This is a genomic window from Kitasatospora sp. NPDC041917, assembly GCF_055589745.1.
In genome coordinates this window covers 44837-67693 of sequence record NZ_JBVJBI010000036.1, presented here as the reverse complement: position 1 = coordinate 67693, position 22857 = coordinate 44837, and the positions used below count along the sequence as shown (strand labels likewise).

Sequence of the window (22857 nt, the reverse complement as noted above, 5' to 3'; positions counted from 1 at the left end):
GACGGCGGGCTGGTGACGGCGCTCCTGCCTCCGGGTGTTCCGGGGGGCGGGAGCGCCGTTCCGTGCCGGTGCGAGGGTGCGGCGGCTGCCGGCGTGTCGGCCCGTCCGCCCGCCGGCCTGCCCGCTGTCAGGGGGTGGTGCGGAAGCCGACGACGGCGGTGGTGCCGTTCGGGTGCAGCGCGTATGTGCCCGGGGCATGGAGCAACGCGGCGTCGTAGCGGGTGAGTTCGACACCGTCGACGGAGGCCGTGCCGGCGAGGCAGACCAGGAGGCCGGTGCCTCCGACCGGGACGTCGACCGCGGTGGCTGTGGTGGCCGGCTCCACCGTGGCCTGGACCCGCCCGCGGCGCGTCATCACGTTGAAGTCCACCACCGGGCCGGCCAGCAGGCGGCAGTCGGTGGTGGCGTCGCCGGAGAAGGCGAACGGCCGGAACGGCGCGTCGACCAGCCGCTCGGTGCCGTCGACAGTGAGTGCCATGCCGGGGCCCTCGACCAGGGTGATCACCCGGTCGATCCCGGGAAACGGGGAGAACGGCCCGGCCGAGGCGACGTCCGCGAGGCTGACCCGCCAGTCGAAGGCGTCCAGCCCGGCTCCGGCGGGGAACCCGGCGACCTCCCTGGTCACGCCGCCGCCGTTGAGCCACGCCGTCGCCGGGCGCTCGCTCGCCCGCAGTACCCGGAAGCCTTCGCTGCTCGTCATGGCCCCGCATCCTGTCACATGGCGGAGGGCGGATGACGGATAACAGATTTCATCATCTGTCATCTGTCATCCGTCGGCTGTCGGTTGTCACCTGTCGGCTGTCACCCGCCGCCCGACCGACAGCGGCAGGAGCGCCGCCACCGTGGCCGCGAGCGTCACGGTGGTGAGGGCCAGCGGCAGTCCGGCGGCGTCGGCGAGGAAACCGATCACCACCGGGCCGATCAGCATCCCTCCGTAGCCGAGCGAGGAGGCGAACGCGACGCCCTGCGGCCCACCGGCCTCGCCGGCCCGGGCGATGGCGAGCGGGAAGAGGTTGGCCAGGCCGAGGCCGACCAGGACGAACCCGCAGATCGCGACCGGCACCACCGGTGCCAGGGCGGCGATCAGCATGCCGACGGCCGCCGTCAGCCCACCGAGCAGCATCAGCCGGGTCTGACCGAGCCTGATGGACAGCCAGGTGCCGCCGACGCGCCCGCCGGCCATCGCGAACGCGTACGCGCCGTAGCCGGTGGCGGCCACCACGGAGCTCGCCCGGACGTCGTCGGTGAGGTGGAGGGTGGCCCAGTCGGCGACCGCGCCCTCGCCGTACGCGGTGCAGAGCGCGGTGAGGCCGAGCAGCAGGACGAGCAGCCGGGTGCGGGCGCGGGCCGAGCCGGCATCCGCCGTCGCGGTGCCGGACGACTCCGCGGCACGGCCCGCACGGCCCGCACGATGCGGTGCGACGGCTGCCGCCGCCGGGCTGCGCAGCAGGACGATTCCCGCGCCGACCGTGACGGCCATGCCCAGCGCGGCGCTGAGGGCGAGCGCCCACGCGGTGCTCAGCGGGCCGGCGAGCAGTCCGCTGGCCCCGGTGCCGGCCAGCCCGCCGAAGCTGTACCCGGCGTGGAAGCTGGGCATCACGGGCCGCCGCAACTGCGCGACCAGGTCGACGGCGGCGCTGTTCATCGCGACGTTGGCCCCGCCGTACCCCGCGCCGAACAGCAGCAGCACCCCGCCGAGCGCGGTGACCGAGTGGGCGTGGGCGGGCAGCAGGACGGCGAGGCTGAGCAGGGCGAGCGAGCCGACGGTGAGCGGGCGCGAGCCGTACCGCAGGCAGAGCCGGCCGATCATCGGCATGGTGAGGACGGCGCCGATGGAGAGGCAGAGCAGGGCGAGCCCGAGCGCGCTGTGCGAGGCGTCGACCTGCCTGCGGATGTCGGGGATCCGGACGACCCAGGCGGCGAAGAGGAAGCCGTCGATGGCGAAGAACGCGGTGAGGGCGACACGTGCGGCCCCCCAGGGGCTGTCGGCCGCCGGGGGTGTGCTGCGAGACTGGGAGGAGGGATGATGGTTCGGGCGCGCGAGTGGACCGATTTTGTTTCGAAGCGACACAAAGTCACAATAGGGGCGTGCAGCTCTCACCATCAAGCCCGAGGCCCGGTACCGGAACCGACTCCGACGCGCAGCGCGACGGTCACCGTCGCGCCGCGCCCGACCGGGGCCGGACGCTGCTGGGTCCTGCGCTCTCGCTGATCCACACCGGCCAGACGCCGACCCGTTCGGCGCTCACCCGGGCACTGGACGTCACCCGGGCCACGGCCGGCGCGGTCACCGCCGAACTGGAGGCGCTCGGCCTGATCACCGTCGACTCGCGCCCGGCGGGCGGGGGCCGCGGTCGCCCCTCGCACCGGCTCGCGATCGACCCGCAGGGCCCGGTCGTGGTCGCCGGGCAGATCCACGCCGACGGACTGAGCGTCACCCTGGCCGGCCTCGGCGGACTGCTCGACCCGCCAGTCCATCTGCCGCTGCCCGCCGCCACCGACCCGGTCCGGATGCTGCGCGCCGTCGCCGTGGCGGGCGCCGAGCTGGCCCGCGCGACCGACCGTCGCTGTCTGGGTGCCGCCCTCGCGCTGCCCAACCCGGTCACCGAGCCGGACGGCGCCGCCCTCGCCGCGCTGCACTTCGCGTGGCCCAGCGGCACCCCGGTCGCCGACCTGTACGACGTCGAGGTCGGACGCGCCGACCACGGTCCCAGGGCGATGCGCCCGCTGCCCACCGCGATCGCCAACGACGCCAACCTGGCCGCGCTCGCCGAGTACCGGCACGGTGCCGGCCGAGGCGCCCGCCACCTGCTTTTCGTCACGTCCGGCCACCGCGGCGTCGGTGGCGCGCTCGTCATCGACGGCCACCTGCACACCGGCAGCGCCGGCCTGGCCCTGGAGGTCGGCCACCTCACCGTCGACCCGCAGGGCCGACCGTGCAAGTGCGGCAACCGGGGCTGCCTCAACTCCGAGACCGACCCCGACGCGCTGTTCGCCGCCGCCGGACTCACCCCGGAGCCGGGGCGCCCGCTGCTCGACCAGGCGCGCGAGCTGTGCCGGGCAGCCGCGACGGACGACCGGGCGCGGGCGGCGGTGGAGCACGTCATCGACCGGCTCGGGCTCGGCCTGGCGGGCGTCGCCAACATCCTCAACCCCGACCGGGTGGTCCTCAGCGGGCTGCACCTCCACCTGCTGGAGGCCGCGCCCGACCGGCTGCGGTCGGTGGTCGCCGAGCGCAGCCTGTGGGGGCGCAGCGGCCGGGTGCCGATCGTCGGCGCGGAGCTGGCGCACGGCGCGCTGGCGGGCGCGGCCGAGCTGGGCTGGGGGCCGTACCTGGCGGATCCGCAGTCGGTGCCGGTTCTGCCCTGACGGCGATCGACGGCGATCGACGGCGATCGAGGGCGACAGGGCGACAGGGCGATCAAGGCGATAAGCGGAAGCTGGGACTGCGAAAACCGTCACTTATCGTGACTCTCATACACTCGTAGTGAGCAGTGGGGGGTCACTACGAGGGAGACAGCGACCATGAGCACCCAGCGCGGCACCCACCCCCGCATCGAGCCCGGCATCGAGCCGACCGTCGACGTCGACCGCTCCGACCCGGAGTACCGCGCCTGGCTCAAGGAGGCGGTGCGCAAGGTCCAGGCCGACGCCAACCGCTCCGCCGACACCCACCTGCTGCGCTTCCCGCTGCCCGCTCAGTGGGGGATCGACCTCTACCTCAAGGACGAGTCCACCCACCCGACCGGCTCGCTCAAGCACCGCCTGGCCCGCTCGCTCTTCCTCTACGGGCTCTGCAACGGCTGGATCCGGCCCGGAAAGCCGGTGATCGAGGCCTCCAGCGGCTCCACCGCCGTCTCCGAGGCGTACTTCGCCCAGCTCATCGGCGTGCCGTTCATCGCCGTGATGGCCAAGAGCACCAGCCAGGCCAAGATCGACCTGATCCAGTTCCACGGCGGTGAGTGTCACCTGGTCGAGCGCTCGGACGAGGTGTACGAGGTCTCCGCCCGGCTCGCCGAGGAGACGGGCGGGCACTACATGGACCAGTTCACCTATGCCGAGCGGGCCACCGACTGGCGCGGCAACAACAACATCGCCGAGTCGGTCTTCGCCCAGCTGCGCCTGGAGCCGCACCCCGAGCCGGCCTGGATCGTGGCCACCGCCGGTACCGGCGGCACCTCGGCGACCATCGCCCGGTTCGTCCACTACATGCAGTACGACACCCGGATCTGCGTCGCGGACCCGGAGAACTCCTGCTTCTTCGACGGCTGGGTCCACCACGACCCGGACGCCGTCTGCGAGAGCGGCTCGCGGATCGAGGGCATCGGACGGCCGCGGATGGAGCCGAGCTTCGTCCCGGGGGCGATCGACCGGATGATGAGGGTGCCGGACGCCGCGTCGATCGCCGCCGTACGGGTGCTGGAGCGGGTGCTCGGCAAGAAGGCGGGTGCCTCCACCGGGACGGGCCTGTGGAGTGCGCTGCGGATCGTCGCCGAGATGCGCGCGGACGGGCGGACGGGCAGCGTGGTGGGCCTGATCTGCGACCCGGGGGACCGCTACCTGGACAAGTACTACTCCGACGACTGGCTGGCGGGCGAGCGGATCGACATCGCGCCGTACCGGGCGGCGCTGGAGTCCTTCCTCGCGGGCGGTGCCTGGGTGGGCTGAGGCCGGCGGGCGGACAGTCGAGGGCCGGCGGATGACAACTGTCAGCTGACAGATTTCATCATCTGTTATCTGACATCGGTTGTCTGTCGGCTGTCCGCCATCGGCTGTCAACCTGAGGCCCGAGGCCGTCACCGCCGGATGACCGCCCGGCCGCCTGCGAGGTCGATCCCCGTACGCTTCGGTGCGCCGTCGTGCTCGTCGTCCCGCAGTACCAGTTCGACCCGCCGCTGCTCCAACTGCACCCGCTTGCCCGGGTAGAGCAGCGCGTGCAGCTCCTCCGTGGCGGTCGCACCCGCACCGCGTCCGCCGCCCGCTTCCGCCGTCGGGCGGGCGCGCAGCCGCCGCACCACCGCGCCCAGGAAGAACATCACGACCAGTCCGGCCGGCAGCAGCAACCCGCCCGCCGCGCCCGTCAGCAGCACACCCATGTCCGCCTCAATGGCCCGGCGCGGCCGACGAGTTCCCCTACCGCGACGCTGCCGGCCTGCTCCCTGCCCCAGCCGCCGCCGCTACGGAAGCGGCGCCGTCGGCAGGTCGGCCGGGACGAGCAGCTGGAGTTCCTCCGTGGACGGGTTCGCGAGATGGGCGATCCGCACCGCGTGCCGCTCGACCATGGTCTCGAAGACCTGCCGTGCGGTGCGCCCGTTGCCGAAGTTGGGCCCGCGCTCCAGCCCGCCGAAGTGTTCCAGCAGCGACTTCTCCGTGTCCTCGGAGAGCGCGTACTCGTGTTCGGCGCACTGCGCCCTGGCGATCTCCAGCAGTTCGTCCGCCGTGTAGTCGGGGAAGCCGATGGTGCGGGAGAAGCGGGAGGAGACACCGGGGTTGGCGGAGAGGAAGCGCTCCATCTCGGCGGTGTAGCCCGCCACGATGACGACCACCTCGTCCCGGTGGTCCTCCATCAGCTTGACCAGGGTGTCGATCGCCTCGCGCCCGAAGTCCCGTGCCCCGTCCTCGGGTGCGAGCGCGTACGCCTCGTCGATGAAGAGCACCCCGCCGCGTGCCCGGTCGAAGGCGGCCGCGGTGCGGATCGCGGTGGAGCCGATGTGCTCGCCGACCAGGTCCACCCGGGCCACCTCGACCAGGTGCCCGCGCTGGAGCACCCCGAGCGAGGCGAGGATCTCGCCGTAGAGCCGGGCGACGGTGGTCTTGCCGGTGCCCGGTGCCCCGGTGAAGACCAGGTGCCGGCGCAGCGAGGGCGCCTTGAGTCCGGCCTGGCGGCGGCGACGGCCGACCGAGATCAGGTCGATCAGCGTGCGCACCTCCTGCTTGACCGTGGCCAGTCCGACCAGGGAGTCCAGCTCGGCGAGCGCTTCCTCGGCCGGCCGGCAGTCCGGGATCGGCGAGATGGTCGCCGAGCCGCCCGCGGGCGGTGCCAACACCGGTGCCACCGAGGCCAGTTGGGCCGTGCGCGGCGCCGGTACGTCGGGGGGTCCGAAGGACGAGCCCAGCCCCGGCCCGCGCCCGGACGCCGGTCCGGACCCGCGCCCGGGCCCCGGTCCCGCACCGCCACCGGGGGCGGCCGGCGCCGGAGCGGCCGCGACGTCGTCCGAGATGCACCCCTCCGTGACCGGCCCCGGTTCGGAGAACTCGAACCCGGTCCGCTGGTTGTGCTCCGCCCGGCACCGGATGAGCTGGGTCCGGCAGCCGTCGATGATGTGGAAGCCGAAGCCCTTGCCCTGGGAGACCCGGCAGTCCTCGAAGGTGCCCCGCCCCTGCGCCGAGACGTACACCCCGGCGTCCGTGCTGGCCCGTACGGTGCAGTCGCGCAGCACCGGGTCGGCGCCCTTGGTGACGATCACGCCGGTGGCCACGTCGGAGATCTCGCAGTCGGTGAGGAGTCCGCCGCTGCCGTGGTCGCGGAACCAGAGCCCGGTGCCCGCCTCCTGCACCCGGCAGGAAGCGAGGGAGACGGTGGCCCCGCCGCTGACCGAGACCGCCGAACTGCGGATCCGGCTGAACGAGCAGCCCTCGGCGGTGGCGGCGGAGTCCCGGTCGAGGACGAACAGGGCGTCCGGCAGGTCGTGCAGCGAGCAGTCGGTGAGGGTCAGCCGGGCGCCGTCGCTGACCCACAGTGCCGGGTACTCGCCGGTCGAGCTGTGGATCTGGCAGGACTCGGCGACGGCCTCGGTGCCCTGGTCCCAGACCGAAAGCGCCCCGCGCCCGAAGTCCCGGACGGTGCTGTTCGCGAGGCTCAGCCGGGCGCGTCCGCGCAGGTCGGCGCCGTTCTCCGGCAGGTCGTGCACCCGGCAGCCGGTGAGCACCAGCTCGGCCTCGCCGTCCAGGGTCAGGCCGTTGCCGGTGACCCGGTGGATCTCGCAGTCGACCAGCCGCCCGCCCGCCTGCGCCTCGGCCTGCACGCCGCTGCCGCGGATCTCGTAGATCTCGCAGCCGGTCAGCTCGGCCGCGCTGCCGGGGTCGGAGAGCAGGACGCCGGCACCGGAGGCGTGGTGGACGCGGCAGCGGTCCAGGGCCGCGGTGGCGCCGCCGAGGACCGCCAGTCCGGCCTGTCCGGCGGCGGCGACCTCGCAGTCCTCGAAGGCGGCGGCGGTGCCCGCGCCGCGCAGCCGCAGCCCGAGCCCGCCCGGGTTGGTGACCACGCAGCCGCGCAGGGTCGGCCGGGCGCCGTCGGTGATCTCGATCCCGGTGGCCGAGCGGGTCTCGATCCGGCAGCCGCTGAAGGAGGGTGTCGCCTCCGGCCCGGTGACCAGAACGGCGGGGGTGGAGCTGTCGCCGCCCTCGACGACCAGGTCGCGTACGGTCGCGGCGGCGGTCACGGTGAGCGCCACGCCGGAGGGCGGGTCGATCCGGACCGTCCCCGGCCCCTGGGCCGGGACCAGCGTCACGGGCTTGTCCAGGAGCACGTTCTCCCGGAAGGTGCCCGGACGGACGGTCACGGTGTCGCCGGGTTCGGCGGCGGCGAGGGCCTCCGCGAGCGTGTCGTACTCTCCCGCGCGGCGACGCCAGCGGGATGCGCTGTCCTGGGTGACTCGGACCCTGTGCTCAGCCATGACGGTCTGTCGTCCCCACCTTCGTCGAGCCGGCGATCAACGGGCCGTACGCGCGGGGGTGCGCGGGCCGTCCGCCCACCGTAGCGCGCCCACGTGGGTGGTCCGGCCGCCCGCGGTCGCGCGGACACCGGTAGCGTTCAGCGCCGCCACAGGTTCCGACCACTTGTTTCAACGAGCGCGCACAGAGGTGGTTCCGCTCGGGTCGGCTCGCGAAGTCGCACGGGAGGTTGGAACGGGAGGTTGGAACGGCGGCCGGCGCGGGCGGTCGGCGCGGGCGGTCGGCACGGCCCGCCCCGCGGATTCCCGGTGCCGCCCACCCGCCCACGCGTCCAAGCGCCCACGCGCTCAGCGCCCGTCGGCAGGCCAGTGCGCCCCGTCCTCCAGCACCTCGACCTCGTCGCCCAGCCGCAGCGTGCCGAGCGCGTCGCCCTCGACGCCGGCCGGCCGTTCGGGGATCAGGTTCTGCCCGAACGCGGCCTTGCGCAGCAGCCGGTGGTGGCGGGCCAGGGTGCGCAGCGGTTCCTTGCCGCGCCGCTCGCCGGTCTCCTGGTCGGTGGTGGTGATCACGCAGCGGCCGCAGGGCTTGACCACCTTGAAGGTGACCGAGCCGATCCGGATCCTGCTCCAGGTGTCCTCGGCCCACGGTTCGGCGCCGCCGACCACCACGTTCGGGCGGAAACGTTCCATCGGCAGGGTCTCGTGGCCGTCGGGGTTCTCGGTGGCGATCAGCTCGTTGAGCCGGTCCAGGGAGGCGGTGGTGGTGAGCAGCAGCGGGAAGCCGTCGGCCATCGAGACGTTGTCGTCGGGCCGGCCGTACTCCGGGTCGACCGGCCGGGCGCGCGGGTCGTCCAGGTGCACCAGGCGGTAGTCGCCGAGGTGCTCGGCGATCCACTGGTGCGTCTCCTTGTCGGCCTCGGCGGCGTGGAATCGGGTGCCCCAGACCTCGACGTCGGCGAGCGGGTCGCCGGCCGCGACGGCGGGGGCGGCGACCTCGATCCGGGAGCCGTCCGGGGCGGTCAGGCCGAGGGCGCCCTCGGGCAGCAGTTCGGCGCGGACCTGTCCGAGGGCCGCGTTCTCGCGCTGGCTGACGAACCGTCCGGTCGCGTCGGCGAGCATCCAGCGACGGTCTCCGGCCAGGCCCCACGGTTGGACCACGGCGGTGTCCGGGCTCAGGCGGTACATCGACTTGACGGGGTAGACGTGGAGTCCGGTGAGCTGCATTCCCCCATCCTGCCAGCCGGTCCCGGCCCGCAGGGAGGGACCCCGGATGCGCACGGACCGCCCGGACGCCGTGGGGGCGTGCCGGGCGGTCCGTGGATGACCCGTTTCTCCGTTCGCCCGGCGCACGGGGCGCCGGGTGGTGCTCAGGTGGTGCGGGTTCGGGCCGTGTGGGGGACGGCCTCGGGGCGGCAGTGGCTCAGTAGCCCTGGCCCTGCGGCTGGTAGCCGCCCTGGAACTGGCCGGGCTCGCCGTACGGGCCCGGGCGCTGCGGCTGCATCGGGCGGACCGGCGCCATGGCCGGGCGCAGCTGGGCGCCGCCGAAGGACTGGTCGCCGCCCTGACCCTGGAGACCGGGGCCGCCGGCGCCCGGCCCGCCGAAGGACTGCTGGCCGCCGAAGCTCTGCGGACCGGCGGGCTGGCCCTGGCCGAAACCGCCCTGGCCGCCGGGTTGCTGCGCGCCGAAGGTCTGCTGGCCGCCCTGGGCGCCGATGAAGGTGTTCTGGCCGCCGAAGCTCTGGCCGCCGGTCGGCTGGTAACCGCCGCCGGTGGCCTGGGCGAAGGCGGGGGCGGGGGCGCCGGGCTGCGGTCGCTGGTACGGCTGGGGGGCGCCGTAGCCGGGGACCGGCGGCTGGGGAGCGGCGTACGCCGGCGCGGGCTGCGCGGGGATGTACGCCGTGGCGGGGCCGGCGGAGGGACCGCTGCTCGGGCCGGGGCCCAGGGCGAGGCGGGCGGGCGGCAGCGCGGGGAGGTTGCTGCCGGCGTTCTCGTACCCGTTGCCGTAGCGGTTCTCGTAGGACTGGCCGGGGCCGGATCCGTAACCGGACGACAGTGCCGGCGGCAGGGCGGCCGGCACGTTGATGGGCGCGATCTGGGGGACGCCGCGCTCAGCCACGAGGCTGTCGTAGATCGGCGTGCCGGAGGAGAAGGACGGAGAGGGGTAGCCGACTCCGTCGTAGGAGCGGGGCGAGGTCATGGGCCATACGGTAAGCCCACAACGCGCCTGCTGAGGAGAGCGGGAGGGGGAGCAGTTCGAGTGTTTACACAGTCTTCGCTCGCACAAAGGTTTCGAAAGTAGGAAAGACGGACATTCCGGCGTCCGGTTCCGGACAACCTTGGCGCCCCGTCAGTGGTCGAACGGTCGCCGGACGGAGTCGCCGGAAGGCCTTGTGGTGACCGGCCGATGGACGGTCGGGGGCCCTGCGGAGAAACTTTCTCCGGACCGGGCGTGCGCGGGCGCATTCGAGCCCCCGCCGTGGGGGCGGCGGAGGCTCGTGAATGTTTCGGGAATAAAATTCCCGTCAGTTCTCCGGGCGTTCGATTCAGGCCTGCGACCTGCCCGTGACCTGCGCCGTTGGCCCGTGACCTGCGCCGTTGGCCCGTGACCTGCGCCGTTGGCCCGTGACCTGCGCCGGCGGCCAGGGACCGCCCGGGTTCCGACCCGGTGCCGGACGGGTGCCGGCCCGGTCCCGGCGGTCAGTGCGACTGCAGCGCCTGGGCCTGCGCGGGCAGGGCCGGCTTGCCGACCTCGGAGGTGCAGAAGGAGCACCGGGTCGCGGCGGCCGGGATCGGGCTCAGGCACTCCGGGCAGTCGACCTTCGAGGCCGGCGCGGGCTTGGCCGATTCGAAGCGGGCCTGGAGCTTGCCGACCGGCAGCACCACGGCGAAGTAGATGACGGCCGCGGTCAGCACGAAGCCGATGACCGCGTTGACGAAGAGGCCGTACGGGAACCGGGTGCCGGCCACGTCGAAGGTCTTCTGGGTGAAGTCGCCGACGGCACCGGACGCGACGCCGACCAGCGGGGTGAGGAAGGCGCTGACGAACCCGGTGACGACCGCGGTGAAGGCCGCGCCGATCACGATGCCGACCGCGAGGTCCACGACGTTTCCGCGCAGCAGGAAGCTGCGGAATCCCTTGAACACCGGGTTACTCCAAATCCGTACGAGGAAGGGGGAGATGGGGCGGCACGGCGGGTGCCGCCCCCGGCCGGACATCCTGCCGAGCGGCCCGGGTCGAGGTCCAACCGCGTTCACCCGAATCGGGTAACCGCCGCGGGGCCCGGCCCCGACCGGCCGGGCGGGGTGGGGGCGCTCCGCGTACCGGCCTTTCGGCGGTCGAACACCCGGCTCAACCACGCTGGGAGAAAGCGCATGTGACACCGGCACGCGCCGACCCGGGACGGCGCCGACCCGGCGCGACGGGGTGAACCGGAGCGCGGCAGGGGGCGAGGCGGGGCGCACAGTGGTCGCATCCGGCGCACGACGGCGGCCCCGTGGCGCACATCGGGTGTACAAGTGCGGGCGGATGGGCCACCATCAGGTTGCGCGAAGGGGATGTACCGGACGGAGCACTGTGCCAAGGTCGGTCCATGCCCGACCATTTGTCGGCCGATCCGGCCGGAAACCGTCCGCGTGTCCTGCATCTGATCAGCGACTCACGCCGTGGCGGCGCACAGAACTTCGCCCGTGACCTCCACCGGGAACTCGGCCGTCGGGGGCAGTCCTCCGCACTGTGCGCCCTCGCCCCGCATCCGGCCGTCCACCCCGGCCCCGTCGGGTCGAGGCGGGACTGCGCGGATCCGGGTCCCGACTCCGGCTCCGGGGACGGGGGTTCCGATTCCGCGGGCCGGGCCACCGATTCCACCGACCGGGGCCCCGACTCCGCCGGCGGGGCCTCCGTGGACTGCTCCGCCGCCCCCGGGTTGCGCTCCGCCGCCGTGCTGGGCCCCGGGCGGCTGCACCCGAGCACCCTGCGGGCGCTGCGCGCCGCCTCGCGCGCCGCCGACGTGGTGCTCGCCCACGGCTCGGACACCCTGGCCGCCTGCGCCCTCGCCCTGGCCGGGACCCGGACGCCCTTCGTCTACGTCTCGGTCGGCCACCCGCGCTACTGGACCGCCAACCGGCTGCGCCGGGTGCGCGGCGGCGCGCTGATGCACCGCGCGGCCGCCGTCACCACCCTCACCGACGAAGCGCGCGTCGTTCTGGAGGAGCAGTTCCGGCTGCCCGAGGGCAAGGTCCACGTGATCCCCAACTCCCGTGCCGCGGAGAGCTATCCGCCAGCCGACGGCCGAGACGACCGGAGGGCCGCGCGGCACGCGCTGGGCCTGCCGGCCGACGTGCTGCTGGTCGCCTGGATCGGGGCGATAGCTCCCGAGAAGCGGCTCGACCTCGCCCTGGACGTGCTCGACCGGCTGCCCGACGTCCGGCTCGCCGTCGCCGGGGACGGGCCGCTGCGCGAGACGCTGGCCCGCCACCCGGCCGCCGCCCGCGCCCACTTCCTCGGCCCGTTGTCCGACCCGGCCCCGCTCTACCGCGCCGCCGACGCGCTGCTGCTGACCAGCGACAGCGAGGGCGTGCCCGGCGCGCTGATCGAGGCGGCGCTGGCCGGGGTGCCCGCCGTGGCCACTGACGTCGGCTGGGTGCGCGAGGTGGTCCGGGACGGTGCGACCGGCGCGCTGGTCGCCCCCGGGGACCCGCTCGCCCTCGCCGAGGCGCTGGGCAAGGTGCTGGCGGTCAACCGGGCGGGCCTGGGCGCGGCGGCCCGGGCGCACGCGCTGGAGCACTTCGAGCTGGGTGCCGTCGTGGACGCCTGGCAGCACCTGGTCGCCGAGGTGTGGACGGCGGGCCCGGAGGCCGCCGGCTGACCCGCCGCGCACCCCGGTCCCGTGGGCCCGCCGAGTACGTCGGTTCTGTTGGCCCTGTCGGGTGGTCCGTCCCGTCAACGGGTGCGGGCCCGGGTGCGCCGATCGAGCGAATCCGGCCCTGCCTGCGCCGCAGCAACCGGCCGGTAGCGAACCGCCGCCAGCACACTGCCCGGTGTGAACTCGAAGTCGTTGCTGCGGTCCACCGTCCTGCTCGCCGTCGCCGTCGGGATTGCCGCGTCCCCCGTCCAGGCCGGCGCGATGTCCCACCAACCCCCTGTCGAGGGCGCCAAGTTCGTCGAACTCGACCACCCGCAACCGGTGCGCGTGAGCGCCCGGACCGAGGCGGTCGAATTCTTCTGGTACGACTGCGGCCACTCCCAGGCGCTCGAACAGCCTTTGCAGGCCTGGGCGGAGAAGCACCGCGCCGATGTCGTGCTGCGCCGCGTCCCGGCCGTCTGGCCCGGCAGCCAGGACGAGGCCGTGCAACGCGGCCACGCCCGGCTGTACTACGCGCTGGACCGGCTGGGCCTGGTCGGCCGCCTCCAGAGCAGCGTGTTCCGCGCCGTGCACAACGAGGGGATCGACCTCACCACCGAGGCCACCGCCACCGACTGGGCCGTGCGCAACGGCGTCGACGCCCAGGCGTTCGGACGGGCCTACCGCTCGGCCGCGGTGGGCCGGTCGGTCGACGAGGCCGCCGCCGCCTTCACCCGCTACGGCATCAACGAGCTGCCGACGGTCGTCGTCCAGGGCGAGTACCGCACCTCGCCGACCCAGGCCGGCGGGGTCGAGGCGATGCCCGAGGTGCTCGACCACCTGGTGCAGCAGGAGCGGCAGCACCGCCACTGAGCCGGCCCTCCCGGCCACGTCGGTGACATCGGATCAGCTCGCACATGTGCCTTGTCCGGCAAGCGGTTTGCCGGACAGGGGCCTTGCCTAACTGTTCAGATGCTGTTTAATGGTTAGCATGAGCGAGCTGACGATCCCGCACGTCCACCACCGCCACGTCGACGTCGACGGCCTGCGTGTCTTCTACCGCGAAGCCGGCCCGGCAGACGCGCCCGTGCTCCTGCTGCTGCACGGCTTCCCGTCGTCCTCCCACCAGTACGCCCGGCTGCTCGACGCGCTCGGTACCCGCTACCGCCTGATAGCCCCCGACTACCCCGGGTTCGGCAGCAGCGACAGCCCCGCGCCCGGCACCTTCACGTACCGCTTCGACAGCCTCGCCGAGGTGATCGAGGGGTTCTGCCTCACCCTCGGCCTGGACCGCTTCGCGCTGTACGTCTTCGACTTCGGCGCCCCCGTCGGCCTGCGCCTGGCCACCCGGCACCCGGAGTGGATCACCGGCCTGGTGATCCAGAACGGCAACGCCTACGAGGAGGGACTCTCCGACCAGGCGCGGGAGTTCATCGCCAACAAGCGCGGCGTGCCGGGTGCCGAGCAGGCCGCCCGCTCGATCCTCACCCTGGACGTCACCCGCGACCAGTACGAGGGCGGCACGGGCGACCCGAGCCTGGTCGCCCCCGACGGCTGGACGCTCGACCAGCACTTCCTCGACCTGCCCGGCCGCAAGGACATCCAGGTCGAACTCGCCCTCGACTACTTCTCCAACGTCGAGCTCTACCCCGCCTGGCAGGCCTGGCTGCGCGCCGACCAGCCGCCCGCTCTGGTGCTCTGGGGCCTGGGCGACCCGTTCTTCACCGAGGCCGGCGCCCGCGCCTACCTGCGCGACCTGCCCGGGGCCGAGCTGCACCTGTTCGACACCGGGCACTTCGCCCTGGAGGAGAAGCTGCCCGAAATCGCCCCGCTGATCGACGACTTCCTCGCGCGGATCCCGAAGTAGCCGATCGCCGGGGCGGCGGGAACCCGGCCGCTCCGAACGCTCCAACGGAGCCGGAGGCTTCCGCGGCTTCGGCCGTCGCGGTCGCTCCGGTCACTTCAGTCGCGTCAGTCGTCAGTCGCGGCGCAGCAGGTACGTGACGAAGCCGAGCGTCCCCCGGTAGCCGTGCAGCCACTCGGTGCGGTGCCGGTCCGCGGCCTCGCGGGCGGCCGCCGCGCCCGGGTGGTCCGGGTGGTCCAGCGCCCACTCGGCCAGCGAGCCCGTCCAGGAGAACTCGTAGTCGTCCCACTCCTGTTCGGAGCTGGCGTGACCGAACACCGGCGTCCAGCCGTCCGCGAGAACCCGGTCGGTGGTCGTCGCCAGATCCGCGAAGTCCTCCCGGGCGGCGCCCAGCCCGTCCAGCGCCGGCTGCGACGGCTCGCGCTGCCAGAACCCTTCGCCGACCAGCAACCGGCCGCCCGGGGCCAGGAGTTCGCGGGCCGCGGCGAGCGTCGGCAGCAGACCGCCGAACGCGTGGGTGGCGCCGACGCACAGCACCAGGTCGAACGGCTCCCGCGCGGTGAACTCCCGTACGTCCAAGTGGTGCAGGCCGATCCGGCGAACCACGCCGAGTGCGGTCGCGGTCTCCCGGGCCCGGGTCAGCGCGGCCGCGTCCAGATCCACGCCCACCGCCCGCCAGCCCGGATGGGCGGCCAGCGTCCGGAGCAGCCAGGCGCCCTCACCACAGCCCAGGTCCAGGGCCCGGCCCCGCTCCGTCCCGGCCGTGGCGCGGTCCAGCAACCGGGCCACCGACTCGTCCGCCAGCGGGGCCGCGACCGGGTGGCGGGCATGGGCGAGGCGGGAGATCTGCTGACGGTCCATCCGAGCAGTATGGAACGGGACGGCCCACCGCGCAGCGGGTTCGGCACGGGGGACTTCTCAGGCCCGGGAGTACGTCCGGCCCTTCCACGCGGCGCCCCGGCCGCGCCAGTGCCGCACCGCCGAGTCCACCGTCATCAGCAGGTACAGCCCCGCGGTGAACGGCAACAGCAGCACGGCCGCGGCCGGCTGCCCGTAGTACCGGACCATCGGCAGGTACGTGCCCGCCATCAGCGCCCACGCCGCCCCGCCCGCGGCCGCCACCGGCGGCACCCCGCCCACCAGCCCGGCCACCGTCGCCACCGGCGGCACCAGATAGACCAGCCCCAGCCCCAGCACCGTCCCGAGCAGCAGCACGGGCGAGTGCCTGAGCTGGGCGTAGGCGCTGCGCGAGACCATCCGCCACAGCTGCTCCAGCCGCGGGTACGGGCGCACGCTGTCCACGTCGTCGGCCAGGCCCAGCCAGGTCCGGCCGCCGGCGGACTTCACCGCCCGGGCCAGCGACACGTCGTCGATCACCGCGCCCCGGATCGCCGCCACCCCGCCCGCCCGCTCCAGCGCCTCGCGCCGCACCAGCGAGCAGCCGCCGGCCGCGGCCGCCGTCCGGGCACCGGGACGGTTGCTCCGGCGGAACGGGTACAGCTGGGCGAAGAAGTACACGAAGGCCGGCACGATCAGCCGCTCCCAGCCGGTCTCCACCCGCAGCCGGGCCATCTGCGACACCAGGTCCAGCCCGTTGCTCTCGGCGGCGGCCACCAGCTCGGCCAGCGAATCCGGACCGTGCGCGATGTCGGCGTCCGTCAGCAGCAGGTACTCGACGTCCGGCCCGGCCAGCGCCACGCCGTGCCGCAGCGCCCACAGCTTGCCGGTCCAGCCCGGCGGCAGCGGGGGAGGGGTGGTGACGGTCAGCTCCAGCCCGTCGATCGTCCGCAGCTCCGCCGCCAGGGCACCGGTGCCGTCCGAACTGTGGTCGTCCACCAGGAACACCCGGGCCCGCCCCGGATACTTCTGCGCGAGCAGCGTCGGCAGGCTCGCCGGGAGCACCGGGGCCTCGTCCCGGGCCGGCACCACGACCGCCACCTGCGGCCAGCGGACCGGCGGGCGACGCGGCGGCAGCCGTACGTCGGTGCGCCAGAACGAACCGTGGCAGCACGCCAGCCAGAGCCAGACCAGCAGGGAGAACGCGGCGATCCACAGCAGGACGGTCACCCCGGCAGTCTGCCGCAGAACCGGGCCGGACGGGCGCATCGACTAAAGTCTTGACCCGTGAAGATCGCACTGATGGACTCCGGAATCGGCCTGCTGGCCGCCGCCGCCGCCCTTCGGAAGCTGCGCCCGGACGTGGATCTGGTGCTCTCTTCCAACCCGGCCTCGATGCCGTGGGGGCCGCGTACGCCGGAAGAGGTAACGGAGCTGGCCCTCGGCTGCTGCCGGGCCGCCGCCGTGCTCGAACCCGACGCGCTGGTGATCGCCTGCAACACCGCCTCCGTGCACGCGCTCGCCACCCTGCGGGCCGAGCTGGAGCCCGGGCTTCCGGTGATCGGCACCGTCCCGGCGATCAAGCCCGCCGCCGCGCAGGGCGGCCGGGTCGCCATCTGGGCCACCCCGGCCACCACCGGCAGCGACTACCAGCGCGGGCTGATCCGCGACTTCGGCGGTTCGGCGGACGTCACCGAGGTCGCCTGCCCGGGCCTCGCGGACGCGGTCGAGCACGGCGACGACGAGGCCATCACCGCCGCCATCGCCGACGCCGCCGCCCGGACGCCGGTCGGGACCGACGTCATCGTGCTCGGCTGCACCCACTACGAACTCGTCGACGACCGCATCCGCGCAGCCGTCGCCCCGACCGCCTCGCCGGGGCTCACCCTGCACGGCTCCGCCGACGCCGTGGCCGCCCAGGCCCTCCGCCGCGTCGCCGACCCCACCCGGACGGGCGGCGGCACCCTCACCGTCCTCCACGCCGGCGCCCCCGCCCACCTCCCCCCGGTCGCCGCCCTCTACCCCCAGGGCAACGCCCTCGCCACCCTCATCGGCTGACCCCGGGTGGCCGAGCGACCGACCGACGCAGCGCGCGCAGGAAGTCGATCCGGTCGACTTCCTGCTCCGCGCTCGGGCGCCACGGCTCCGCCGTCCCGAGGCCTGCTGATCGCCCACCCGAGCGCGCCTGGTGCGTGAGAAGTCGACTCGGCCGACTTCTCACGCGGCGTTCGCTTGGGTGGGCTTCACCTCTCCCGGTGCGTCCGGCCGCAAGCCCGCAGGATTTTGGTGCGTGGATCTGCCGTGCGCAGGAAGTCGACCGGGCCGACTTCCTGCGCTGCGCTGCGGTGGCTGCGGCTCCGCTGCCCGGCGGCTTGAGGGCTTCTGATCGCCAGCCCAGGTCGTCCCGGTGCGCGGGAAGTCGGCCTGGCCGACTTTCATGCCGAGCTCCTGCGCGCGGGGCCGGCTTCGGGCAGCCTCTACGCGCATAGAATCGGGTCGTGGGGTGTGGGGGAGTCGGGCTGGCCGGAATTTGGCGCGGGGCCAACTTTGGGCGTGCGGGACGTCGGCGGGGTCGGCATTCCTGGGGGCGCGCGGCTTCGGCCTCGCGGGTGCGTGAGAAGTCGATCTGGTCGACTTCTCGCGCGGGGGCGATGGCCCGGACTGGCTCGTTGCTCACATGATCTTGGAATCGAAAAGTCGGCGCGGCCGATTTTCCGGTGCGGGGAGTGCGGGAGGCCGGGCGGGGTGCGGCGGCCGTGCCCGGATGGCACCTCCGGTGCCTGTGGGGCGAGCGGGTCGGCGGTGGTGCGCGCGCAGGAAGTCGGCCGCGCCGACTTCCTGCGCGCAGGTGGGGCCTGGTGCCCCCGTTAGGCGACGGCTTGACGGCGCCAGCGGCGGTAGGCGGGTTCCAGGCCGGACAGGATGGTGTCGAAGCGGCGGGTGCTGGTGGTGGAGTCGACCTGGAGGCGGCTGATCTGGAGGGGATGGGACGGGAGCCGGGGGCCCAGGCGGTGGTCGGAGAGGAAGCCGAGGCGGTAGCCGAGCTCCTGCAGAACGGTTTCAGCACGGACGTCGTGGCCGCCGTCCGGGTAGGCGAAGGCGATCGGTGGTTCGCCCAGCCAGTGGGTGAGGGCCTCGTGGGCACCGGTGATCTCGGTGCGCACGGTGTCGTCGTCGCAGCGTCCGAGGCACGGGTGCCCCTGGGTGTGGTTGCCGATGGCGACGCCCCCGTCCCGCAGGGCGAGCAGGTCGGCCGGGGTCAGCTGCTCCTGGCGGGGTGGCCGGCGGTCGGCGCTGACCCGCAGCTCGTGCAGGCTGCGTCGGCGGTCCGGGTCCGGCATGGCCTTGAGTCGCCGGAGCAGTTGGGACGGGTGTCCGCAGTCGAGCGAGCGGGCCCGGCCCCCGTGCCGGGCCAGGAAGTCGGCTTCGTGCCACCAGAACGGCCGCTCGGTGCCGATGAGCTCCGAGATGACGAACGCGGTGGCCGGAATGCCCCGGGCGTCGAGGGCCGGCAGGGCGTGGGTGAGCACGCTCCGGTCGGCGTCGTCGAAGGTGACCAGGACGCTCCTGGGCGGCAGCGGCCGCCGCTCGGTGACGGCCTGGAGGACCGCGCCGAGCGAGACGGGTGTCGCGAGCCGCTGGAGCCGGTCGAGCTGGGCGCCGAAGGAGTGGTGGTCGGTCACCCCGTGGTAGGCGAGCACGGCGAGTCGCTGGGCGGCCAGGGCCCGGAACAGCGGCTGGACGGGGGCGAACCGCAGCCATTCGCCCCGAGCGTCCTGCTGTTCCGTGCCGCCGGCCGCCCGGTGACGGCCCCCGCCGTCCCGGTGCCCGCTGTGACGGCCCCCGCCGTCCCGGTGCCCGACATCCCGGTGTCCGGCGTCCCGGTGCCCGCCGGGCCGAGGCTCGCGATGCCGAGGCTCGCCGTGTCGATGGTCGCCCTGAAGAAGCTCACTGCGCAGAAGCTCACTGTGCAGAAGTTCGTCGTGCAGAAGCTCGTCGTGCAGAAGTTCGCCGTGGAGCAGCCCGCCGTGCAGACGGTCGGCGGGCCGTCCGGCGGGCGGGGGCAGCGCGCGCAGGCCGGGTGCCGGCCGGGCGCGGGCCATGGAGATCGATGTACTGGACTGGGACTGCGGCACGGTTCCCCCTCGTTCGCCGAGCGGCGTGGCGGTACCGCCGGAGGACGGAGCCCGGCCTCCGACTCCAGGGGCGGCGGCTCCGCTCCTGGATATTCCTGTTCTCGGTGGGGGTTCACGCCCACCCTCGAACGGCTCCTGGATCACTCAATGCCATTGAGACCGCTGTACCGGACCGATGGTTGTACCGGGGGGACGAGGATTTTTCGTGGACTGATTGTGGAGCCGGAATGCCCGCGCCGACGTCTCGGACACACCTCGCGGCGATCTCGGTGGGCCCCTGACCAGCCCGGATTCTCCGGTCGCAGAGGGTGTTCGACCCTTCACTCCCTGCGGGCTGCCACTCGCCCCGTCCCGGGGTACCTTGGGCTCATGGCAGATGCGGACCGTGACCCCTTCCATCTCCACGGGGCCTCCCGAATGGCTCGCGCGTGCAGTGGCGGAGCGCTGGTCACCCACCAGCTCCCGCTGGCCGTGGTGGGCTTGGCCTGCCTGGTGCTCGGCATCGCCGTGGCCGTGTTCGTGCCGGACAGTGACGGGCCGGCCTGGGCGATGGCGGTGGCCGGCTGTCTGGCCGCCGGCGTCCTGCTGCTGGGCCGGATCGCGTTCGGCGTGTTCCGCGACCGTCGCCGCGCCGTGCTCTGACGGCTCCCGGCCGGGGTGCCGGCCGTGCGGCAGGCGGGTTTCGTTCGGGTGTCGCCCCCACCCGTTATGTCGATCGCTCTCGGCATTTCGAAACGGCAGATCGAGCGAAATTGGTCAGACCGACTGAATATCGTCCAGTCTGACAATCTCGGGTCCTCTTCTTTCACCATTCCCGGACAACGGCTTCATCCCGCCTCTACTGTGAATGCGTTCTTCCGGCTCGACTCGAAGCGCCGCGGAGGGGGAGCGATGGGCGGCAGACCGGATCGTGCCGTGGCCACCTCATGAGACGCGCCGGCGACCTCGCCGTCGCCGCCCTGGCCGCGATCGTCGCGCTGCCGCTGGCCCTGCTGATCGCCGTCCTGCTCCGCTGCGCCGCCGGTGGCCCGGTGCTCCAGCGGCAGACGCGGATCGGACGGCACGGCCGCGAGTTCCAGATCCTGCGCTTCCGGACCGGCGGGGACGGCCGGCTCACCACCCTGTTGCGCCGCACCGGCCTGGACGAGCTGCCCCGGCTGTGGAACGTGGTGCGCGGCGAGATGGGGGTGATCGGTCCCCGGCCGGCCAGCCCCGTCCAGGTCGTGGGCTACTCCCGCCGAGAGCGCGGCCGACTCGCGGTGCGGCCCGGCCTCACCGGCTGGGCCCAACTGCACGCCCTGGACCGCGGCCGGACGCCCCGCCCGCTCAGCCGTCCCGAGTGGGCCGAACTCGATCTCTGGTACGTCGAGCACCGCTCGCTCGGGCTCGACCTGCACATCCTCGGGCTCACCGTGCTCGCCCTGCTGCGGCCCGACACCGGCCGGGCGCACCGGGTCGGCCCGGAACCGCCCCGATAGGCTGCGGTTCATGGCCATTCCCCCTTTTCTCGCCGAACTCCGCGCCATCGTGGGTACCCGTCCGCTCTGGCTCAGCGCCGTCGTCGCCGTCGTGCTGGACGACCGCGACCGGGTGCTGCTGGCCCGCCGGGCCGACGACGGCCGGTGGGCGCCGGTCGGCGGCATCCTCGACCCGGGCGAGCAGCCCGCCGACGGCGTGGTGCGCGAGTGCGAGGAGGAGACCGGGGTGGTGGTCGTGCCCGAGCTGCTCGCCTCCGTCACGGTCTCGCCGCAGGTCACGTACCCGAACGGCGATGTGACGCAGTACCTGGTGCTGACCTTCCGCTGCCGCGCGGTCGGCGGCGAGGCACGGGTGAACGACGACGAGTCGTTGGACGTCGGCTGGTTCGGGCTGGACGAGCTGCCGCCGATGATCGAGACCGAGCACGAACGGCTGCGCCACGCGCTGGAGTGCGAGGGGCCGGCGGTCTTCACCTGGGAGGGCAAGGAGCGCCCCTGAGCCCGAGCGGCCCACCCGCCGAGCCTGCCGCGCCCGCCCGACCCACCGGGCCCCGCCCGGGCGAGATCAGCCCTTGTACTGCCGGTAGGCCTCCTCCGCCGCGTCCAGCACCGCGGCCAGGTCCCCGCCCGCCGTGGCGGTCGCGGTGGCGGCCACCGCGCCCTCGACGAACGGGGCGTTGGCGAACCTGACGGGGAACGGCAGTCCGTGCTCGTCCGCGTCGGACAGCAGCGCGCGGACGGTGGTGACCGCCCCGCCCAGGTCGGCGAGCACCACCACGCCGTGGCCCTGGTCCACCCGTCGGGTCGCGGCGGCGACCAGGACGGCGCTGATGCCCGGTCCGTCCGACGGGTCGCCGCCGGTGGCGGCGACCGGCGCGGGGGAGTCGGATCCGGTCAACGCGAGCGCGAGGGAACGTACGGCGGTGGCCAGTTCCTGGCTGTGCGAGACCAGGACGATCCCGACCCGCCCGTGCACGGCGGGCCGGGCGGGGGTCGGCCGGGGCAACGACGTGGGCGAGGGGGGCGTACGGGGTGCCGGGGGGTGGGCCGAGGGGGCGTCGGAGATGGGGATGACGTCGGCGCGGGTGCCGTCCCGGCGGCTCATCGGCTGCTCCCTTGAGCGGATCGTTGGGTGGACCGGTGGATGGATCGTTGGGCGGGTCAGTGGGCGGACCGGGTGGGCGGGGCCGGTGAATGGATCGGCGTCCGGATCGGTGGCTGAATCGTTCGAGTGGCGCGGGCCGGCAGGGCGGTCGGGCGGCGCCCTGGCAGCACTCTGGCAGCTGCCCGCCGCCCCCGCCGGTCGGGACACGCCTCGACCCGTCCTCCGGCGGTGTCCGTCCCCGCCCGGAGGAGTCCTCGTCAACCCGCTGACCGGGGCCGGGCGGTGTGGCTAGGCTGGCTCCGGAACGTCGTCGGGAGGAGATCGGTCAGTGGGATCCAGCAGCGGGACGAATACGGAGGCCGGCGTGGCGCGGCCGGAGTTGGCGCCGAACGGGAAGCCCAGGGTGGACTTCACCGGGGCGGAGTGGCTGTGCAGCAGTCAGGGCGTCGGGGACGTGCAGATCGCCTTCGTGGACGGCTACATCGGGATGCGGGACGGCCGTCAGGAGGACGGGCCGGTCCTGGTCTTCACGCCGGGCGAGTGGCGGGCCTTCGTGCTCGGCGCCCGGGACGGCGAGTTCGACCTCACCTGAGGCGGCGCGCCGGGCGGTTCACAGCGGGAGCGGACCCCCGATCGACGGGGGTCCGCTCCGCAGACGATCTTTCGGGTCCGAACATCACAAGTGATGATCCATTGAGCGTGCCCCGTCAGAATTTCTGTTGACTGTTAGACAAACGCAGCTCAGAGTATGAGCACGGGCAGACGCCGTGCCCACCGCCCCCACGCGGCCAGACACGGCGCCTGCTGTGCGGCCCGGCACTACTGCCAGGCCATCCTCCCAGTCATCCCCTGCGCACCGGGGTGCGTCGGCCGGTCCCGGCCCCATGAGGGGCCGGCAGTCGCCGGGAGGTTGGCGCCGACGC

21 protein-coding genes are annotated in these 22857 nt (G+C 73.9%); 10 read left to right on the top strand and 11 right to left on the bottom strand.

The genetic code is table 11. The features are described from left to right. Positions 1 to 127: 127 nt before the first annotated feature. Both ACZ6EM_RS31485 and ACZ6EM_RS31480 read right to left on the bottom strand, forming a co-directional pair. Positions 128 to 700: a HutD/Ves family protein gene (locus ACZ6EM_RS31485; protein WP_465773817.1), complete on the bottom strand. Its 573-nt coding sequence runs from the start codon at positions 698 to 700 to the stop codon at positions 128 to 130. A gap of 87 nt (positions 701 to 787) precedes the next feature. Continuing rightward, a complete protein-coding gene (locus tag ACZ6EM_RS31480) occupies positions 788 to 2071 on the bottom strand; it encodes an MFS transporter (protein WP_465773816.1) in 1284 nt (427 codons plus the stop codon). Between the two features lie 17 nt (positions 2072 to 2088). Here ACZ6EM_RS31480 and ACZ6EM_RS31475 point away from each other — a divergent pair, with 17 nt between their 5' ends. Together ACZ6EM_RS31475 and ACZ6EM_RS31470 are read left to right on the top strand one after the other, a co-directional pair. Beyond that, positions 2089 to 3369, top strand: a complete 1281-nt coding sequence (locus ACZ6EM_RS31475; protein ID WP_401048570.1) for an ROK family protein — start codon at positions 2089 to 2091, stop codon at positions 3367 to 3369. Positions 3370 to 3525: 156 nt separating this feature from the next. Then, on the top strand, positions 3526 to 4668 hold the full coding sequence (locus ACZ6EM_RS31470) for a PLP-dependent cysteine synthase family protein (RefSeq protein WP_452179533.1): 1143 nt from the start codon (positions 3526 to 3528) through the stop codon (positions 4666 to 4668). A 128-nt stretch (positions 4669 to 4796) separates the two neighbouring features. Here the strand turns inward: ACZ6EM_RS31470 and ACZ6EM_RS31465 are convergent, their stop codons facing one another. The 5 genes from ACZ6EM_RS31465 to mscL form a co-directional block, all read right to left on the bottom strand. Continuing rightward, complete coding sequence (locus tag ACZ6EM_RS31465; protein WP_401052336.1) at positions 4797 to 5096, bottom strand: DUF6191 domain-containing protein; 300 nt, start codon at positions 5094 to 5096, stop codon at positions 4797 to 4799. 81 nt (positions 5097 to 5177) lie between these two features. After that, a complete protein-coding gene (locus tag ACZ6EM_RS31460) occupies positions 5178 to 7676 on the bottom strand; it encodes a right-handed parallel beta-helix repeat-containing protein (protein WP_401052339.1) in 2499 nt (832 codons plus the stop codon). A gap of 345 nt (positions 7677 to 8021) precedes the next feature. Beyond that, positions 8022 to 8897, bottom strand: a complete 876-nt coding sequence (locus ACZ6EM_RS31455; RefSeq protein WP_465773815.1) for an MOSC domain-containing protein — start codon at positions 8895 to 8897, stop codon at positions 8022 to 8024. A gap of 196 nt (positions 8898 to 9093) precedes the next feature. Then, complete coding sequence (locus tag ACZ6EM_RS31450; RefSeq protein WP_401055109.1) at positions 9094 to 9870, bottom strand: DUF6643 family protein; 777 nt, start codon at positions 9868 to 9870, stop codon at positions 9094 to 9096. A gap of 500 nt (positions 9871 to 10370) precedes the next feature. Continuing rightward, positions 10371 to 10817, bottom strand: coding sequence for a large conductance mechanosensitive channel protein MscL (gene mscL, locus ACZ6EM_RS31445; protein ID WP_380353130.1), 447 nt, complete (start codon positions 10815 to 10817; stop codon positions 10371 to 10373). A 446-nt stretch (positions 10818 to 11263) separates the two neighbouring features. On the opposite strand from mscL, the gene ACZ6EM_RS31440 reads away from it, so the two are divergent. From ACZ6EM_RS31440 to ACZ6EM_RS31430, 3 genes are all read left to right on the top strand, one after another. Then, entirely contained in the window at positions 11264 to 12538 is a 1275-nt protein-coding gene (locus tag ACZ6EM_RS31440; protein ID WP_465773814.1) for a glycosyltransferase family 4 protein, read from the top strand. Between the two features lie 174 nt (positions 12539 to 12712). Then, positions 12713 to 13387: a thiol:disulfide interchange protein DsbA/DsbL gene (locus ACZ6EM_RS31435; RefSeq protein WP_465773813.1), complete on the top strand. Its 675-nt coding sequence runs from the start codon at positions 12713 to 12715 to the stop codon at positions 13385 to 13387. Between the two features lie 118 nt (positions 13388 to 13505). Next, a complete protein-coding gene (locus tag ACZ6EM_RS31430; protein WP_401051829.1) occupies positions 13506 to 14381 on the top strand; it encodes an alpha/beta fold hydrolase in 876 nt (291 codons plus the stop codon). A 111-nt stretch (positions 14382 to 14492) separates the two neighbouring features. On the opposite strand, the gene ACZ6EM_RS31425 is transcribed toward ACZ6EM_RS31430, so the two are convergent. Together ACZ6EM_RS31425 and ACZ6EM_RS31420 are read right to left on the bottom strand one after the other, a co-directional pair. After that, positions 14493 to 15239: an SAM-dependent methyltransferase gene (locus ACZ6EM_RS31425; protein ID WP_401051827.1), complete on the bottom strand. Its 747-nt coding sequence runs from the start codon at positions 15237 to 15239 to the stop codon at positions 14493 to 14495. Positions 15240 to 15296: 57 nt separating this feature from the next. Beyond that, complete coding sequence (locus ACZ6EM_RS31420) at positions 15297 to 16484, bottom strand: glycosyltransferase (protein WP_465773812.1); 1188 nt, start codon at positions 16482 to 16484, stop codon at positions 15297 to 15299. Positions 16485 to 16502: 18 nt separating this feature from the next. Here ACZ6EM_RS31420 and ACZ6EM_RS31415 point away from each other — a divergent pair, with 18 nt between their 5' ends. Then, the gene (locus ACZ6EM_RS31415; protein ID WP_465773811.1) at positions 16503 to 17273 is read left to right on the top strand and encodes a glutamate racemase; all 771 of its coding nucleotides are present in this window, start codon (positions 16503 to 16505) and stop codon (positions 17271 to 17273) included. 809 nt (positions 17274 to 18082) lie between these two features. Here the strand turns inward: ACZ6EM_RS31415 and ACZ6EM_RS31410 are convergent. After that, a complete protein-coding gene (locus tag ACZ6EM_RS31410) occupies positions 18083 to 19318 on the bottom strand; it encodes a polysaccharide deacetylase family protein (protein WP_465773810.1) in 1236 nt (411 codons plus the stop codon). Between the two features lie 450 nt (positions 19319 to 19768). Between ACZ6EM_RS31410 and ACZ6EM_RS31405 the strand changes: the two genes are divergently transcribed. The 3 genes from ACZ6EM_RS31405 (at position 19769) to ACZ6EM_RS31395 (ending at position 21328) form a co-directional block, all read left to right on the top strand. After that, complete coding sequence (locus ACZ6EM_RS31405) at positions 19769 to 19993, top strand: hypothetical protein (RefSeq protein WP_359914598.1); 225 nt, start codon at positions 19769 to 19771, stop codon at positions 19991 to 19993. A 284-nt stretch (positions 19994 to 20277) separates the two neighbouring features. Continuing rightward, on the top strand, positions 20278 to 20829 hold the full coding sequence (locus ACZ6EM_RS31400) for a sugar transferase (protein WP_465773809.1): 552 nt from the start codon (positions 20278 to 20280) through the stop codon (positions 20827 to 20829). A gap of 10 nt (positions 20830 to 20839) precedes the next feature. Next, positions 20840 to 21328: an NUDIX hydrolase gene (locus ACZ6EM_RS31395; protein WP_359914604.1), complete on the top strand. Its 489-nt coding sequence runs from the start codon at positions 20840 to 20842 to the stop codon at positions 21326 to 21328. A 66-nt stretch (positions 21329 to 21394) separates the two neighbouring features. Here ACZ6EM_RS31395 and ACZ6EM_RS31390 read toward each other — a convergent pair whose 3' ends face one another. After that, positions 21395 to 21934 (bottom strand): PTS-dependent dihydroxyacetone kinase phosphotransferase subunit DhaM, encoded by a 540-nt coding sequence (locus ACZ6EM_RS31390; protein ID WP_359914607.1) that lies wholly within the window; start codon positions 21932 to 21934, stop codon positions 21395 to 21397. Positions 21935 to 22298: 364 nt separating this feature from the next. Between ACZ6EM_RS31390 and ACZ6EM_RS31385 the strand changes: the two genes are divergently transcribed. Beyond that, positions 22299 to 22526: a DUF397 domain-containing protein gene (locus ACZ6EM_RS31385; RefSeq protein WP_359914630.1), complete on the top strand. Its 228-nt coding sequence runs from the start codon at positions 22299 to 22301 to the stop codon at positions 22524 to 22526. Positions 22527 to 22857 lie beyond the last annotated feature (331 nt).

What these genes read in the sequence shown, in the direction of transcription:
- ACZ6EM_RS31485 (WP_465773817.1), bottom strand. Translation starts at nt 700, where the DNA reads ATGACGAGCAGCGAAGGCTTCCGGGTACTGCGGGCGAGCGAGCGCCCG.
- ACZ6EM_RS31470 (WP_452179533.1), top strand. Translation starts at nt 3,526, where the DNA reads ATGAGCACCCAGCGCGGCACCCACCCCCGCATCGAGCCCGGCATCGAG.
- ACZ6EM_RS31465 (WP_401052336.1), bottom strand. Translation starts at nt 5,096, where the DNA reads ATGGGTGTGCTGCTGACGGGCGCGGCGGGCGGGTTGCTGCTGCCGGCC.
- ACZ6EM_RS31460 (WP_401052339.1), bottom strand. Translation starts at nt 7,676, where the DNA reads ATGGCTGAGCACAGGGTCCGAGTCACCCAGGACAGCGCATCCCGCTGG.
- ACZ6EM_RS31455 (WP_465773815.1), bottom strand. Translation starts at nt 8,897, where the DNA reads ATGCAGCTCACCGGACTCCACGTCTACCCCGTCAAGTCGATGTACCGC.
- ACZ6EM_RS31450 (WP_401055109.1), bottom strand. Translation starts at nt 9,870, where the DNA reads ATGACCTCGCCCCGCTCCTACGACGGAGTCGGCTACCCCTCTCCGTCC.
- ACZ6EM_RS31440 (WP_465773814.1), top strand. Translation starts at nt 11,264, where the DNA reads ATGCCCGACCATTTGTCGGCCGATCCGGCCGGAAACCGTCCGCGTGTC.
- ACZ6EM_RS31430 (WP_401051829.1), top strand. Translation starts at nt 13,506, where the DNA reads ATGAGCGAGCTGACGATCCCGCACGTCCACCACCGCCACGTCGACGTC.
- ACZ6EM_RS31425 (WP_401051827.1), bottom strand. Translation starts at nt 15,239, where the DNA reads ATGGACCGTCAGCAGATCTCCCGCCTCGCCCATGCCCGCCACCCGGTC.
- ACZ6EM_RS31420 (WP_465773812.1), bottom strand. Translation starts at nt 16,484, where the DNA reads ATGCGCCCGTCCGGCCCGGTTCTGCGGCAGACTGCCGGGGTGACCGTC.
- ACZ6EM_RS31410 (WP_465773810.1), bottom strand. Translation starts at nt 19,318, where the DNA reads ATGGCCCGCGCCCGGCCGGCACCCGGCCTGCGCGCGCTGCCCCCGCCC.
- ACZ6EM_RS31405 (WP_359914598.1), top strand. Translation starts at nt 19,769, where the DNA reads ATGGCTCGCGCGTGCAGTGGCGGAGCGCTGGTCACCCACCAGCTCCCG.
- ACZ6EM_RS31400 (WP_465773809.1), top strand. Translation starts at nt 20,278, where the DNA reads ATGAGACGCGCCGGCGACCTCGCCGTCGCCGCCCTGGCCGCGATCGTC.
- ACZ6EM_RS31395 (WP_359914604.1), top strand. Translation starts at nt 20,840, where the DNA reads ATGGCCATTCCCCCTTTTCTCGCCGAACTCCGCGCCATCGTGGGTACC.
- ACZ6EM_RS31390 (WP_359914607.1), bottom strand. Translation starts at nt 21,934, where the DNA reads ATGAGCCGCCGGGACGGCACCCGCGCCGACGTCATCCCCATCTCCGAC.